Source organism: Paenibacillus jiangxiensis (assembly GCF_046098255.1).
GTDB classification, from domain to species: Bacteria; Bacillota; Bacilli; order Paenibacillales; family Paenibacillaceae; genus Paenibacillus; species Paenibacillus jiagnxiensis.
Genome location: NZ_JBJURI010000050.1, coordinates 13,598 through 28,811, shown reverse-complemented (window position 1 = coordinate 28,811; position 15,214 = coordinate 13,598). Strand labels below are relative to the sequence as shown.

Sequence of the window (15,214 nt, the reverse complement as noted above, 5' to 3'; positions counted from 1 at the left end):
TCCCGATCAATCCCTGCTTTATTTCTTGAAGGATCGTTAATTTTTCAAATGCCGTAAATTTCTTTTTCTCCATAAAAATACTCCCCATACAGTAACAGGCTTTTGTTTTTTCACCTGTCTACTATATGGGGAGCATATCAATGTGATGACGGTCTCCCTTTTTTTGTACACTCACCCCATTATCCAACCGTCACCGCACTCTTCTCATCCTCCGGTACCACAGCATAGTGCAGCTCCGTTTCCAATTCCTCCGTGTACCGATCACGCTGCTCCACGCTCCAGCCTGCCCGTTCGGCCATAAGGGCAATCACCTGCGTCTTCCACTGCTTCACCCAGGTGATGTTGAAGAAGAGAGCGCCGGTGCGGCGGATGAAGAAATCAGCCGGTGTGACCGTCATCTCCTCTTCCAACGCGTACAGCAGCGGAACTCTTACTTCGTCCGGCAGCGACTCCTCGATCTGGCTTTCCTTCGGACGGGCGGCGATAGCGAACAACCGCTCGGCATTGGAGCCATAGCGCTTGGCCCAGGCTTCCACCAGCTGCCGCGGCACACCTTGAGAGGCGCCCTTATCGGCGGCAGAGCGCACGAAGGCATCGAAGCCCTTGGAGCCGCCCACGTCTCCGCCGGACATGGTCAAGTCTCTGGTCACTGCGTTGCCGTAGGAGGTACCTGTCCGCTCCTTCAGCAGCTCTGCTGCCCGGTCCACGACCATTTCGGCCATTTTGCGGTAGCCAGTCAGCTTGCCCCCTGCAATGGTGACCAGCCCGGAGGCCGATTCCCAAATTTCATCCTTACGGGAAATTTCCGACGGGTCCTTGCCCTCTTCGTAAATGAGCGGACGTACCCCTGCCCAGCTGGACTCCACATCCTCGTTAGTAATTTTCACTTCCGGGAACATATAATTGATCGCATTGATAATATAAGTGCGGTCTGCCATAGTCATGCGTGGATGGGCCGTATCAGCCTTATATACCGTATCCGTCGTTCCGACATAGGTTTTGCCGTCCCGCGGAATCGCGAACACCATCCGGCCGTCCGGTGTATCGAAATAAATGGCCTGGCGCAACGGAAAACGCTGCTGGTCGAAGACCAGGTGTACACCCTTGGTCAGCTGCAGCGTCTTGCCCTTCTTGGATCCGTCCATCTCACGCAGCGAATCCACCCATGGCCCGGCTGCGTTAATGATCAGCGTCGCGCGGACATCATAACCTTCGCCCGACACGCGATCCGTCACATGTGCCCCAACCACACGGCCGTTCTCATAGAGCAGCTTGGAGACCTTGGCATAGTTCACGGCCAGTGCTCCGGAAGAGACTGCTTTTTTCATGACCTCGATCGTCATCCGTGCATCATCCGTCCGGTATTCCACATAGGTGCCGCCTCCCTTCAAGCCCTCACGCTTCAACAGCGGCTCCTTGGCGAGCGTCTCATGCGCATCATGCATCCGCCGCCGCTCACTGTGCTTCACACCGGCCAGCCGGTCATATACCTGCAGCCCGATGGAGGTTGTGAACTTTCCGAACGTTCCCCCTTTATGCATCGGCAGCAGCATGCGTTCCGGCGTGGTGACATGCGGTCCGTTCTCGTATACGATCGCCCGCTCTTTACCAACCTCGGCCACCATTCCGACTTCAAACTGCTTCAGATAGCGCAGGCCGCCGTGAACAAGCTTCGTGGAGCGGCTGGAGGTTCCTGCGGCAAAATCCTGCATTTCCGCCAGCGCTACCTTCATGCCCCGCGTAGCCGCGTCGAGCGCGATGCCCGCGCCCGTGATCCCGCCGCCAATTACCAGCACGTCGAAATGCTCTCCTGCCATCCGTCGCAGCAGCTTAGCCCGTTCATTTCCTGCAAATTGAACTGTTGTCATGTCGTTTCCCTCCACTTTTGTATTGATATTGCTATTTCAAGCAAGTCATATTCCGAAAAAAAAAGAGACCACGAGCTTCACCGCGGCAAGTGGCGCCGGGTGCATCGTGGTCTCTCCCAATCTCCTGACAAGGATATTAACTTGTATTCATCGTACCATACTGCCTCGGAAAAATAAATGATAAATCCGCTGCATTACCATTCCTATTTTATTTGAAAGTCTATTATTTGAAGGCCATCGCGGCTTGAACCGCCTTTTTCCAGCCGGCATACAGTCCTTCCCGGGTATCCTCATCCATCGCCGGTTCAAAGGAGCGCTCCACCGTCATATGAGAGCGCAACTCATCAATGTCCTTCCAGAAGCCCACGGCCAGACCCGCAAGGGAAGCCGCACCCAGCGCCGTCGTTTCGTGAACGGCAGGCCGCTCCACGACAGAACCGAGAATATCGCTCTGGAACTGCATCAGGAAGTTGTTCAGCACCGCGCCTCCGTCCACCTTCAGCGCCTTCATCTTAATCCCCGAGTCGCTCTCCATAGCCGCCAGCACATCCCGAGTCTGGTAAGCCAGGGCCTCCAGCGTGGCCCGAATGAAATGCTCTTTGGTCGTACCGCGCGTCAATCCGAACATCGCTCCGCGGACATCGCTGTCCCAATACGGACTTCCCAATCCTACGAAGGCAGGGACCATATACACGCCATCTGTCGATTCTACGCGGGCAGCGTACGCTTCACTGTCCTTCGCCTCCTTGAACATGCGCAATCCGTCGCGCAGCCATTGTACGGCCGAGCCGGCCACAAATATGCTGCCTTCCAGAGCATACTGCACCTTGCCCTCTTCCAGCCCCCAGGCGATCGTTGTGATCAGCCCGTGCTCGGATTCCACCGGCTGATCCCCTGTGTTCATCAGCATGAAGCAGCCTGTGCCATAGGTGTTCTTGGCCATGCCTTTGTCATAACATGCCTGCCCGAACAGAGCTGCTTGCTGATCCCCGGCCGCTCCTGCGATCGGCACATTCTGGCCGAAGAAATGGTAATCGACCGTATGAGCGTATACTTCGGAAGAAGGACGGACCTGTGGCAGCATGCTTTGTGGCACACCCAAAATGTCCAGCAGCTCTTCATCCCATTTCAGCTCATGAATGTTGTACATCAGCGTTCTGGAGGCATTGGTATAATCCGTAACGTGCGCCTTGCCGCCGGAGAGCTTCCAGATGAGCCACGTATCAATTGTTCCGAACAGCAGCTCGCCGCGCTCGGCCCTCTCACGCGCGCCTTCCACATGATCCAGAATCCACTTCACCTTCGTGCCGGAGAAGTAAGGGTCGATCAGCAGCCCTGTTTTGCGGTGGAATACATCGTTAAGATCCTGCTTTTTCAGCTCTTCACAGATGTCAGCGGTCTGGCGGGACTGCCATACGATCACGTTATACACCGGCAGACCTGTTTCTTTATCCCATACCACAACGGTTTCGCGCTGGTTGGTGATGCCGATGCCGGCAATCTGCGAAGCTTTAACTCCAGACTCGGACAGACAGGATGCGATGACCGCGAGGATGGAGCTCCAGATTTCGTTGGCGTTCTGCTCCACCCAGCCCGGATGGGGGAAATATTGCGGAAACTCCTGCTGTGCCGTATATACAATCTCACCATTGCGGTTAAATAAGATAGCTCGTGAACTGGTTGTTCCCTGATCCAATGACAAAATATATTTTTCCATAGAGTATACCCTCCCAGTTATGTTATTTGATTTGCAACTTAAGCCGCCAGCTTGCCTGAGGCATTGGCCCCGCGCTTGCGTCCAGCCTGCAGGGCGATGACGAGAACAACAACGATCAGTGCAAGCACCACCCAGAACGCTGGGGTCAGGACGCCTTTAAACACAGCACTGTAAAAGAGCCCCCCGAACGAACCGCCAAGCAGCGGACCGACAATCGGAACCCACGCATATTTCCAATTGGAGCTTCCTTTGCCCGCAATCGGCAGCAGGAAGTGGGCAAGACGCGGCCCAAAATCCCGGGCCGGGTTGATGGCATAACCTGTCGTTCCGCCAAGAGACAAACCGATGCTGACGACCAGAAAGCCAACGATCAGCGGGTTCAACCCTTCTGTAAAAGCATTGGCCCCCATGGCTTGCAGAGCGAGCACAAAAATGAACGTCCCGATCATCTCGCTGAGCACATTCGAAAACGGATGGTCAATGGCCGGTCCGGTGGCAAAAACACCAAGCTTCGCGCCCGGGTCCTCTGTAGCCTTCCAATGTGGCAAATAATGCAGATATACCAGCGTCGCACCCACCATGGCTCCAAGAAGCTGGGCGATGATGTAGCCAGGCACCTCAGCCCACGGGAATGTCCCCTGGAATGCCAGCGCCAGCGTAACCGCCGGGTTCAGATGCGCTCCGCTAATACCTCCAACCGCATAAACCGCAAACGCCACCGCCAGTCCCCAGCCCATACCAATGACAATCCAGCCGGAGTTCTGTGCGAGCGATTTGTTCAGCGTAACCCCCGCGCAAACTCCCGCGCCGAGAGTGATCAGAATCATGGTGCCAATAAATTCGGCAAAAATCGGCGTCATAATCATATACCTCCTTTAATTTCCCTTGCTTGACTTCATGTAAACTTCATGCAAATTTTCAACCGCACAAAAAAAGAGAAGAGCCGTCACAAACTGCCCCCCATGCTGCAGCATGGGATGTCTGTGTGGCTCTCCTCGTCTCCGTCACGGTGTATTAACTTGAATTGATCATATCGTAACATGAAAGCGGTGTCAACATGATTTTTTTCACAGACGATAATGGTCAAACAGGTTCTTATTCGAAGTGGTCACCGCTGTGGCCCCGGCAGCAAGCGCCCTTTCCACTTCCTCGACGCTGCGGATCAGCCCGCCGGCAAGAATGGGAATGCCTGTCCGTTCATTGACTTCAGCAATCATGTGCGGCATGACACCAGGCAGCACCTCTATAAAATCCGGCTGTGTTTTCTCAACCAGTACATAGCTCTTCTCCAGAGCGATGGTATCCAGCAAGAACAGGCGCTGGATGGCTAAAATACCCTTTTTCTTCGCCGTGGCAATGACGCCTGCGCGTGTGGAAATGATGCCGAACGGCTTAATCTCCTGGCACAGATACTGTGCCGCGAATTCGTCATTCTTCAGGCCATGCACCAAATCGGCATGCAGCAGCATATTCTTCTCCTTGCTGCGGGCCATCTGATACAGGCTGCGCAGCTGCGCCACATGTGTGTCGAGAAATACGCCGTAGTTATAGCTGCTCTCCAATATTGACTCAAACTGTTTCATATTCTTAGCAGCCGGTAGAATCTGCTGTCCGTAAAAAGCCATGTCCGCCTCCGTTCAGGTTTTCTTTTCTGTGTGATATTAATCATATATTAAACGACGAACGGGCGAATGACAAAATTGGGGTTGACGGTGTCAGATAGGCTTCTATATGATGTAGGAAGAACGTACTATATATTAATTGGCGTGTTACCATCCCAGAGGGCATGAGCCAAGAAGCGAACATGAGAATATACTCGCTTCTTGGCTCTTTTTGCCGTTCATAATAAAGCAGATAACATTCAATTTAAGAAGCAAGGAGGCGGTGAACCGTGAGTGAAGGAGTGCTGCTGCAGGTAGAACGGGTTGTCGGCAGCAACATTGTTCTGGCCCGGTCACAGCAGAATACCAAGGAATATGTGCTAATCGGCAAAGGGCTGGGATTTGCATTCAAGGGGGAGAGTACGGTTCAGGCCGATGATCCGCGGATAGAGAAAAGATTCCGGCTGGAGGACCGGGAACAATGGGATCAGGCACAGGAGCTGATGAAGGACCTTGACCCCAAGGTTATCGACATCTCCGACCGGATTATCCGCCTGATTGCCGAGCAGTTTCCCGGCAAGCTGAATGACAAAATCTACCTCGCTCTGCCCAGTCACATTCAATTCACCTTATACAGGCTCCGCAACGGCATGGAAATTTTGAACCCTTTCCTGCTGGAAACGAAGCTTAGCTTTCCCAAGGAATTCGAGATTGCCTCGGAAGCCGCGGCCATGATCGGGGAAGCCTTTGGCGTAGAAGTTCCGGAGGATGAAGCAGGTTTCCTGACGTATCATGTGTATTCCTCCGTCAACCACGTGCCTGTCGGACAGTTGGTGAAGGTGTCGAATGTGATCAGTAAGCTGCAGTCCATCATTGAAGAGGAAGGAGGCATCCGCTTTGCCCAGGGCAGCTTAAGCCAGGCAAGGCTCATGATTCACCTGCGCTTTTCCATGGAACGCCTGTATCAGCAGCCCATGACGGCTCCGACCTTCGCCGAGTACGTGCGCAATGAGTATCCGTCAGAATATCGGCTGGCGAAGAAGCTTAGCGCAGTAATGGCAGAGGACCTGGGTACGGAGGTACCGGAAGAAGAAACCGCTTTTCTCGCCATGCATTTATATCGACTCTATCAGACACATGCCAAATTACACAACGGGAAGGACAACACGCAATGATCTGGAAATGGAAAAACAACAAATCTTCTAAAACATCTGAAGCAATATCTGTCGCCTCCCCGCTTACCGGAACCTGCGTCAGCCTTGCAGAGGTGCCAGATGAGGCGTTCGCGCAGGGCCTGATGGGGCCGGGAGTCGCTGTCATTCCGCAGGGGGGCAGACTGGTTGCTCCGATCGACGGAACCGTGGTGCACCTGATCAAATCGCACCATGCCGTCATGATCGAGCACAGCTCCGGGCTGCAACTCTTGCTGCATGTCGGCATCAATACCGTCAGCCTGAAGGGACAGGGTTATACTCCCCGGGTACAGACCGGGGACCGGGTGACGATCGGCCAGACTTTAATTGAATTTGATCTGAATGAAATCGCTTCCGCCGGATATCCCGTCATCACTCCCGTTATCGTTGCGAATGCGGCTGAGCAGCCGTGGGAGGTGCAGCCGGAATACGGCAGCAAGGAAGCGGGTCAAGGCGCCATCATGAAAATCACCTTGGCCAAATAATATAGACCAATAATAACGAACAGAAAGGAAGAACCATATGCTGAAAGCATTGCAAAAACTGGGAAGGTCCCTGATGCTGCCTGTGGCTACACTGCCTGCGGCGGGGATTCTTCAAAGCTTCGGTCTTCTTAACTATGAAAAGGATATTCCGCTCGGACCCGTAGTAGGCGGGTTTCTCAATCAGTATGTAGCTCCGTTCCTGAATGAGGGGGCGGGGGCGATCTTCGGCAACCTCGCCTTGATCTTCGCCGTCGGGGTGGCGATCGGGCTGGCCGGGGATGCCGTCGCCGCGCTTTCCGCCCTGATCGCTTATATGGTGCTGACACGGATTCTGGGCGCGGTTCCGGGCGTATTTGGCTATATTCCGGACGACGTCAAGCTGGATATGGGCGTCTTGGGCGGCATATTTGCCGGGCTGCTTGCAGCCTATATGTATAAAAGATACCACAACATCAAGCTGCCCGAATGGCTCGGCTTCTTCTCAGGCAAACGCTTTGTGCCAATGGCCACCGCCGGTTCCATGCTGGTGCTGGCCATCCTGATCGGCATGATCTGGAGCCCGATTCAGGACGCAATTGCCGCGTTTGGAGCCTGGATTGTCGGCTTTGGCGGTGTCGGCTCCATGGTATTCATGATCGCCAACCGCCTGCTCATCCCGCTCGGCCTGCATCATGTTATTAACTCCATCGCATGGTTCCAAATCGGAGATTATACCAATGCAGCCGGGGAAGTCGTACATGGCGACCTGACGCGCTTCTTTGCTGGCGACCCTACGGCGGGCATGTTCATGTCCGGCTTCTTCCCGATCATGATGTTCGCTCTGCCGGCGGCAGCGCTTGCCTTTATTCATACTGCCCGGCCTGAAAAACGCAAGATGGTCGCTTCCATCTTTATCGGCTCAGCGCTGGCCTCGTTCTTAACGGGCATTACCGAGCCGCTTGAGTTCTCGTTCATGTTCGTCGCGCCTTTGCTGTACTTAGTACACGCCGTCCTTACCGGGGTGGCGGGCCTCATCATGTACCTGTTGAATGTAAAGCTGGGCTTCGCTTTCTCAGCTGGCCTGATCGATTATCTGGTGAACATGAAGCTGTCGACCAATCCGCTGCTCATGATTCCGGTTGGTCTCGCTTTTGCGGTCGTCTATTACTTCCTGTTCCGGTTCATCATCGTCAAGTTCAACCTTAAGACACCGGGGCGCGAGGATGATGTCTACGATGCCGATGCCCGCGGGGATGCCCCTGCCGCTGCAGCCGCGTCTGCTTCGGGCAGCAAGGCCAGTCAGGTGCTCGCCGAGATCGGGGGCGCGGACAATATCGAAAGCATCGACGCCTGCATTACCCGCCTCCGGCTTGTGGTTAAGAACGACAAAGCCGTGAACGACCAGGCGCTTAAGAATCTTGGCGCTTCCGGTATTATGAGGCTCGGCGGCGGAGCCGTGCAGGTGATTTTCGGTACCCAATCCGAAATCCTGAAGGATGAGATTAAAAAGCTGATGTAAGCTCGAACTTTGTGCGAATAGAAAACGCCCCTTAGCTCGTATCCCCTTCCAGAGGATGATCGAACTAAGGGGCTTTTGCATGTGAAACGGCCGGGTCAATTCAAATCTACAGCAGAGACTTGGGCTTCCCCCTCGCCTGCAGGTGTCAACAAGAATAATTGGCTGCTGTTGTATCCAATCGGTTGGCTTTTCATCGTATTCGCTTCCGTCTGAACTTCTTTTACAAGCTTGGCATCCTTATTATACATAGCAAAGGTTGAAGGATGATCCGTATCCGACAGGAACAGCCTGGATTGAATATAGCTTGTTACCCAGTTCGCTTCCGAATTGCTGAAGCTGCGTGTAAGCTTGGCAACCGGAGCGCCGGTCTTCAGATCGTATCTTGTGTACATAGTATAATTTCGTCCCGGAACGATTCCTCCTGGCACTCCCATAATACCCGATGTATACATCACTAGTTCCTTACCTTCCAAAACAAAGTTGGTATTTACATTCCAGTCTGCAGTCAAGGCAATTTTTTTCTTCGTTGTAACATCAATGATTCGATACATGTCCTGTGTTTGTACCAGGCTCGACCCGGATAATTTAACTGCAACATAAGGGAAATGGGTTTGAACATCCTCTACACGAGTAGATTCGAATTCATTATCTTTGAACACTTTAAAAGGGATTGAGGAAGTCGCCTTTTTCCAAGGGTATTGATACAGTGAAATTTGATCATTAGATGATAAAATCAGCCTTTCCTTGCCGCTATCTTTGGCCGGGGACCAATTGATATCCTGAATTCCATCCATTTTGATATTCTTAAAGGTCTGCTGCGATAGCACTGTTCCATCCTGGGACAACACCATCTTTTTAGGCGAGTTGTTTTCTTGGGTCATGACTACGATTTTCACGGGGTTGGTCAAAACGTAACAATCGTAAATGGGCGTTGAATAAGGCTTGCTCCACAATAACTCCCGGCTATTGGAATCAACAACCCATAAACTGTTTTGCGAATGATCTGCCAGCAGTACAGAGTGATTTGTAAGTGTGTAGGTCTGTGTGAAGTCCTGAATCACATCATCAGAAAATACAGTCTGTTTTGACGCGGAACTTGCTGAAGCACAGGATGAACCTCCCCTACTTACGCTTGACTTAGAAGTAGGGGTTTCTTACCAGCCACACCGTTACTTTCTACAAACAAATAGGTTGGCTATTTGCTTTCGCTGCCAGCAGCGGAAATCTAACGGGGTGGTTCAGTAAGCAACACTTTTGCAAGTGGGTGGGAACTCACCGTCTACTACTTCTCACTCATCTAAGCGATCCGTAGATACTTGATCGATTTCGTTTCGCCCAAATATCGGATTTCGCCATGCAGATATTTGGACAATATTCCTTTGCTTCCATGAACGTCCCGATGTTCTTCATAGCCGCAGGAACAGGTATAGTTTCTTGTAGAAGTCTTTTTCCTTCTACCGCAACAAGGACATTGTTGACTTGTGTAGCTTTCATCCACCTGTTTCACGCTTGTTCCATGGGCTTCAAGTTTGTATTCGAGTTGTTTCCGGATCTTGCCGAAGCTCCAATTGGATAACTTTTGCGTGACGGTTTTTCTTTTCTTCTTTTTCGTATGGCGTTGTACACCTTCCACTTGGCCTATAACGACTTCCTTGACGTCGTTTTCCGTACACCACTGCACAAATTGCTTGGTTGTTTTATGAATGACATCCTGGAGTTGACGCTCGCTTTTGCCGAGGATGTAGGTTTTGGCTTTCTTGTACTTTTTCCATTGCCGACTGCCTTTTTGGCATTTGCTCATCCGCTTCTGGATTTCGGCCAGCTTCTTGTTGCGTAACCGATGAATGCTTCTGGCTTTTCTGCCAGTGATCATGATCGACTGGTTTGCGGTGGTCGTTGCCGCGATCGAGTGAATCTCTCCCAAATCCACACCTGCAACCTCGCTGCCCTCGTTGACTTTAGCCACTTCCCCATCCTCATAGCAAAGAGAAACCATCAGTTTTCGGTCATACACCAGTTCGATTTCTTTGATCTCGGCATCAGGCAAGTCAGCCACGACGATCTGAATCGGCTGCTGGCGCTTTCCGTTCTGGATGCCTAAGCTTAATTGGATGGTGTTGCCCTCGATTTTGAACGATTGGTCTACCCATTTCGTGTTGAAATACTGCTTGTTTTTGTAGGGGTATTTGGTCTTCATGCCTTGCCTTTTCGCTTGCCTTGCGCTCTCCCGGGCAAACAAATATTTATGACAAACGGCCTGTACAGACTGGGAGTGAAGGGGGAATCGATTTTTTAAAGCGGCTTGAAGTTTGGTTTGTCCAATCCATTTTCCATCGTGTTGCAGGAAATAGTTCTTGGCGATGGACAGACACTCATTCCAGACTTCGGCTGAAATCCGGTTGCACGCAAACAGTCGGTCCAGATCTGCTTTGGAAGTTCGGAATGCGGTTTTGACACAACGAATCACTCCGCTTTCACCACCTTCCCTGGGTGCTCAATATAGGTTTTCCATACTTCCAGAGGGGCGCCGCCCACGGTAATCAGACAGTAACTTTGCGACCAGAAAAATTCTTTCCACAATTTCTTTTTTACATCGGGGAAATCTTGCTTGATAAGACGAGAGCTGGCACTCTTATAAGCGTTGATACATTTGGATAGTTTCGTGTTGGGATACACCTTGAAAGGCACATGAATAGGATCGCGATCGTGACTCCATTCTCTTCATGCCATATGATCGTTTGCTCCAATGCGTTCAAAAATGCTTTTCACATCCTCTGAGATCTCATCCGTCAGTACTTTTCAACGATATTTGATACAAGGGATGAGATGATAGTTAGGTTCACCACCTCAACAAGAACATATATTCCCATCATACCACACAAATACTCGACTAGAAAGCACGAACCTTATACAATAGACAAGTTCATTTTAGGCTTCGCCTAACCGAGATTCATCCCCTACCTGCAGAGGAAGGGGACTTCTCACGGAAACATGTTAAAAATACAACCAGAGATATAACGATAACAGCAACTTTTCTCACAAATAATGCCCCCTTGATCAGGTATGGAGGCGAAAATTTTCTCGCCCCCGCTTTTATCTATTTTTCTAGCCGAGCAATCTATTTTCCCCCTGTTTCACAATAGCGCTACAAAAAATCTGACAAGGTCATTTCAGAGCATAAAACTATTCTAAACATTCCTGTGTGCGCTAAGATTTCGTTTTTGAAAAAAACAGGAGCGCCTCGTATGATAGGGATGCGACGGGTCAGAAGCCCTAAAAAACCTATCAGGAGGCGCTTACTATGAAGTTTACTCGAACTCAAGTCACAAATCAACGGATTGAACGAATTACCACCAAACATGCCATCGTGGGGATCGACATTGCCAAGGATGTCCACGCCGCCCAGGTGACCGATTTTCGGGGGCGTGTCCTTACACCGCGCCATCTGTCGTTTGTGAACACGCGGGAAGGCTTTGAGAAGCTTCTGCGCTGGATGCGGGACGTACAGGACAAACACCATCTGTCCTCACTCATCATCGGCATGGAGCCCACAGGCCACTATTGGTTCAATCTCGCGAATTGGTTACGGGAGCAAGAGATCACGGTGGTGCTGGTGAACCCGGTGACCGTGCATCGCAATAAAGAAAATCGCGACAATTCCCCGTCCAAGAACGATCCCAAGGATGCCTTGAACATTGCTGACGTGGTTAGCCGAGGCTTTTACACCGACTATACGCCGGAGACGGCTGTGTTCGAACGCCTCAAGACGGTCATGAGGGATCGAGAATTTTGGGTCAAACAGCAGGTGAGCCTGGGAAATCGCATCATCCGCTGGATCGATCTGAAGTTTCCGGAATTCCGTTCGGTCTTCCCCGACCGGACCGTTTTGCGTTCTCTGGCGTCACTCCATGCCTTTCCGTTGCCGGTCGACCTGCAGGGTCTTCGCGCCGATGAGGTGATCGAAGCTTGGCGTGAGCAGGGAATGAAACGTGCAGGTGGAGTGAGTGGAAAAGAGAAAGCTGCCCGGCTTCTTCTGGCGGCTGCACACAGTATCGGCGATACGCAGGCGCCTGAAGAAACACGGCGTGATCTGCAGCGTCTGCTGGGTGCGTATGAATATGTCGTCAAGTTGCTTGATGAGATGCAGCAGGAAATCGAAGAGTTGCTAGGCCGTATTTCGATGGCTGAGCAACTGCGAAGCATCCAAGGGCTGGGCACCATTACCCTTGCGGCTTTGCTGGCCTGCGCCGGGGATTTGCGCAACTATGCCCATGGGCGCCAACTGCTGCGTCGGGCCGGTCTGAATCTAGCGGAACGTACTTCGGGCAAGTTCAAAGGACAGATCAAGCTCTCCAAGCGCGGCGACAGCATGCTTCGCAAGTATCTTTATCTGGGCATGCTGGCCTTGGTTAACCAACATCCAGACTTTAAGCGATGGCATGAGCACAACCAGAAGAAAGGGATAAAGAAAATGGCTTCGATCACCAAGTTAATCGGCAAACTCGCTCGCATCCTCATTGGCATGGTCCAGAAGGGCGAACCGTATCGCTCCGAGATCGCGGTCCTCCGGGTCGCCTAACCCAAGTCCATTGACGTAACCGAGCCTGTCTGATATCCGTCGTCATACGAAGATTGACTCGTTCGCAGGATTTGAACAAAGAAAGCACAGAGAACCGAGTTTGGCAACCGCAAGGGCAAATGACCCATCTTCTAAACGCAATCGGTCTCCACGCCTTGGACAGGTACAACGAAGGAATGTAAGGGCGAAGATCCGTAGAGACATGGGAGGGTGAACCTCCAAGGGCCGAGTGGAGGATGCAGAAAACCATTTTATGGGAGAGGTGCGCAGATGCACGACTTCTATTCCTGTACACCCTTTTGCAAGAAACAACGGCTTTTTGTCCGGGTCTTCCCCCATCTCTTCGCTTTTCAAGGCAGTAAAATCCTGCGAATGAGTGAGCATTCGTGAGAAAACACCTTAAATACGAGGGACGGTTGCCACAGCCGCTATTGGTTCCAAAAACGTTGATTTCAAATTCTAGCGGTTGCCATGTCGCTTATTTCACCTGACCGGGGCATTTTCGCCTGAATTATGACAAATAATGCCGATCACGGCCGTTAGAATTTGAAAAGATCTTATTTTCGTAAAATAGCAGCTGCTACACCCGTTAGATTTCTGGCGGACGCATGGTCGGCTCGAAAACTTGAGCTTTCGTAGAAATCTTAAAGTATCCGGGCTACAAGTTGTCTTAAAATTCAGAAAGTATAAATTTCCTGACATAATCCTCCTGAAATCGCAAGAAAAACTTCCGCTAAGCGCGCTTTATCTTCTGTGAATGTACGTCGATAGACGTTTTTCTCACGGAAGAGTTGATGCAACGATGGCGCTGTTTCAAAAGCCCTTTTATCGCTATGCCTCTCCATATTTGAATTTTTACGCACAAATAACGCACATCATCCGGTACAAAGCTCATACAATAGCATACATAAGCAGCATACATCGCATTCACCGCCGCACCCTGGACAAACACACCGGAAAATGGTGATTTTCAGACTTCAAGGGGGTATGTTGTATGAAATTAATCTTATGTCTTGCTTTGCTGTTTCTCATTCTCTGTGTGCTGAGCGCGTGCAGTCCGTCTTACTCACCGGGCGATTCCTCGTCAAACGAAAAAAAGATAACGCTTACATTGTGGTATTGGAACCGCTCTATCGATGATAACCTGATTGCCGAGGCCGAAAAACAGTTTCCCAACATCCAAATCAATGCGCAGAAGATCGGCGGAGACTTCAAAGCCAAGCTGAAAACCACTCTTGCCGCCCGTACGGGTGAGCCGGATATCGTGGCGCTGAACGACTGGATGCCGGAGCTGTTTACAAGCGCGGACCGCTTCTATGACCTGTATGAGCTCGGTGCCGCCGACGTGAAGGATCAATATCTGGAGTGGAAATGGCAGCAGGGCGTCACGCCTGAAGGCAAAATGATCGCTTTCCCGATGGATACCGGACCGACGGCCCTGTTTTACCGCAAGGACTTGTTCGAGCAGGCCGGCCTGCCCGGTGACCCGGAAGAGGTCAACGCCTCCATCCGCACCTGGGACGATTATATGGCCGCTGGTGAGCAGCTGCAGCAGAAGCTGGGAAGCGGAGTATCTCTGACCGACAATATTGGAAACGTTTACAACCAAGTGCTGGCACAAGCCTCTGAGCTGTACTTCAAGCCTGACGGCACCTTTATCGGCGATCAATCGGAAGCCGTGCAACGCGGCTGGCAGACGGCCGTCAACTTTCACCAGCATAAGCTGCTGGCCAACGCCGACGGCTGGACGCCGGAATGGAATGCCGCCATGAACAACGGCAAGATCGCCTCCTTTGTCGGTGCCGTCTGGATGAAGCAGGTGCTCATGGAAGCCGCCCCGGACACCGCGGGCAAATGGCGGGTAGCGCGTGCTCCGGGAGCCGACGGCAACCAGGGCGGTTCCTTCCTCTCGATTCTCAAATCCAGCAAGCATCCCAAAGAAGCCTTCCAGGTGCTGACCTGGCTGCAAAATCCGGAAAATCAGCTGCGAGCCTATCAAAGCATCGCTCTTTTCCCGTCCACTCCGGGTGTGTTCGAGGACCCGGCATTGGCTAAACCTGAGCCTTTCTTCGGGAACCAGGCTACTGGTGTCGTGTTCGCCGAATCGGCGCGCAACGTCAAAGCCGTCTTCTTCGGCGAGCGCCATCCCGTCATCCACGGCATTGTCACCCGCCGCCTCGCTAATATCGCCAAACAGAATGCCGACCCGCAGACAGTGTGGACCGAGACGCTGCACCGCATTGAGCGTGAGCTCCAGCGCTAGGGCGCCAGGA

The 15,214-nt window shown here is 51.9% G+C and carries 11 protein-coding genes and 1 pseudogene; 5 read left to right on the top strand and 7 right to left on the bottom strand.

Going from position 1 to position 15,214, the window contains the following annotated elements:
* Nucleotides 1-179 precede the first annotated feature (179 nt).
* From ACI1P2_RS29955 to ACI1P2_RS29940, 4 genes are all read right to left on the bottom strand, one after another.
* Nucleotides 180-1,868, bottom strand: coding sequence for a glycerol-3-phosphate dehydrogenase/oxidase (locus ACI1P2_RS29955; protein ID WP_355327112.1), 1,689 nt, complete (start codon nucleotides 1,866-1,868; stop codon nucleotides 180-182).
* A gap of 223 nt (nucleotides 1,869-2,091) precedes the next feature.
* Nucleotides 2,092-3,585 carry a glycerol kinase GlpK gene (glpK, locus tag ACI1P2_RS29950; RefSeq protein ID WP_355327109.1) on the bottom strand — a complete coding sequence of 498 codons (1,494 nt, stop codon included), beginning with the start codon at nucleotides 3,583-3,585 and terminating at the stop codon, nucleotides 2,092-2,094.
* 38 nt (nucleotides 3,586-3,623) lie between these two features.
* Complete coding sequence (locus ACI1P2_RS29945; RefSeq protein WP_355327106.1) at nucleotides 3,624-4,445, bottom strand: MIP/aquaporin family protein; 822 nt, start codon at nucleotides 4,443-4,445, stop codon at nucleotides 3,624-3,626.
* A gap of 207 nt (nucleotides 4,446-4,652) precedes the next feature.
* Nucleotides 4,653-5,210: a glycerol-3-phosphate responsive antiterminator gene (locus ACI1P2_RS29940; RefSeq protein WP_355327103.1), complete on the bottom strand. Its 558-nt coding sequence runs from the start codon at nucleotides 5,208-5,210 to the stop codon at nucleotides 4,653-4,655.
* 266 nt (nucleotides 5,211-5,476) lie between these two features.
* Between ACI1P2_RS29940 and ACI1P2_RS29935 the strand changes: the two genes are divergently transcribed.
* The 3 genes from ACI1P2_RS29935 to ACI1P2_RS29925 are packed head-to-tail and all read left to right on the top strand — an operon-like array spanning nucleotide 5,477 to nucleotide 8,362.
* Complete coding sequence (locus ACI1P2_RS29935; RefSeq protein ID WP_355327100.1) at nucleotides 5,477-6,361, top strand: PRD domain-containing protein; 885 nt, start codon at nucleotides 5,477-5,479, stop codon at nucleotides 6,359-6,361.
* Nucleotides 6,358-6,864, top strand: a complete 507-nt coding sequence (locus ACI1P2_RS29930) for a PTS sugar transporter subunit IIA (RefSeq protein ID WP_355327097.1) — start codon at nucleotides 6,358-6,360, stop codon at nucleotides 6,862-6,864. Before ACI1P2_RS29935 ends, ACI1P2_RS29930 begins: the two co-directional genes overlap by 4 nt.
* Nucleotides 6,865-6,901: 37 nt before the next feature.
* A complete protein-coding gene (locus tag ACI1P2_RS29925; protein WP_355327094.1) occupies nucleotides 6,902-8,362 on the top strand; it encodes a PTS transporter subunit EIIC in 1,461 nt (486 codons plus the stop codon).
* 95 nt (nucleotides 8,363-8,457) lie between these two features.
* Here ACI1P2_RS29925 and ACI1P2_RS29920 read toward each other — a convergent pair whose 3' ends face one another.
* The 3 genes and pseudogenes from ACI1P2_RS29920 to tnpA form a co-directional block, all read right to left on the bottom strand.
* A complete protein-coding gene (locus tag ACI1P2_RS29920; RefSeq protein ID WP_355327091.1) occupies nucleotides 8,458-9,423 on the bottom strand; it encodes a hypothetical protein in 966 nt (321 codons plus the stop codon).
* Between the two features lie 236 nt (nucleotides 9,424-9,659).
* Entirely contained in the window at nucleotides 9,660-10,829 is a 1,170-nt protein-coding gene (locus tag ACI1P2_RS29915) for an RNA-guided endonuclease InsQ/TnpB family protein (protein WP_355327088.1), read from the bottom strand.
* Nucleotides 10,826-11,185, bottom strand: a pseudogene (tnpA, locus tag ACI1P2_RS29910) (IS200/IS605 family transposase). The gene ACI1P2_RS29915 and the pseudogene tnpA overlap by 4 nt, the downstream one beginning before the upstream one ends.
* 478 nt (nucleotides 11,186-11,663) lie before the next feature.
* Here tnpA and ACI1P2_RS29905 point away from each other — a divergent pair.
* Both ACI1P2_RS29905 and ACI1P2_RS29900 read left to right on the top strand, forming a co-directional pair.
* Nucleotides 11,664-12,941, top strand: coding sequence for an IS110 family RNA-guided transposase (locus ACI1P2_RS29905; RefSeq protein ID WP_355327085.1), 1,278 nt, complete (start codon nucleotides 11,664-11,666; stop codon nucleotides 12,939-12,941).
* A 994-nt stretch (nucleotides 12,942-13,935) separates the two neighbouring features.
* Nucleotides 13,936-15,204: an ABC transporter substrate-binding protein gene (locus ACI1P2_RS29900; RefSeq protein WP_355327082.1), complete on the top strand. Its 1,269-nt coding sequence runs from the start codon at nucleotides 13,936-13,938 to the stop codon at nucleotides 15,202-15,204.
* Nucleotides 15,205-15,214: the final 10 nt, after the last annotated feature.

Excerpts from the sequence above, each read along its gene's own strand:
- ACI1P2_RS29955 (WP_355327112.1), bottom strand. The coding sequence starts at position 1,868 with ATGACAACAGTTCAATTTGCAGGAAATGAACGGGCTAAGCTGCTGCGA.
- glpK (WP_355327109.1), bottom strand. The coding sequence starts at position 3,585 with ATGGAAAAATATATTTTGTCATTGGATCAGGGAACAACCAGTTCACGA.
- ACI1P2_RS29945 (WP_355327106.1), bottom strand. The coding sequence starts at position 4,445 with ATGACGCCGATTTTTGCCGAATTTATTGGCACCATGATTCTGATCACT.
- ACI1P2_RS29940 (WP_355327103.1), bottom strand. The coding sequence starts at position 5,210 with ATGGCTTTTTACGGACAGCAGATTCTACCGGCTGCTAAGAATATGAAA.
- ACI1P2_RS29930 (WP_355327097.1), top strand. The coding sequence starts at position 6,358 with ATGATCTGGAAATGGAAAAACAACAAATCTTCTAAAACATCTGAAGCA.
- ACI1P2_RS29925 (WP_355327094.1), top strand. The coding sequence starts at position 6,902 with ATGCTGAAAGCATTGCAAAAACTGGGAAGGTCCCTGATGCTGCCTGTG.
- ACI1P2_RS29905 (WP_355327085.1), top strand. The coding sequence starts at position 11,664 with ATGAAGTTTACTCGAACTCAAGTCACAAATCAACGGATTGAACGAATT.
- ACI1P2_RS29900 (WP_355327082.1), top strand. The coding sequence starts at position 13,936 with ATGAAATTAATCTTATGTCTTGCTTTGCTGTTTCTCATTCTCTGTGTG.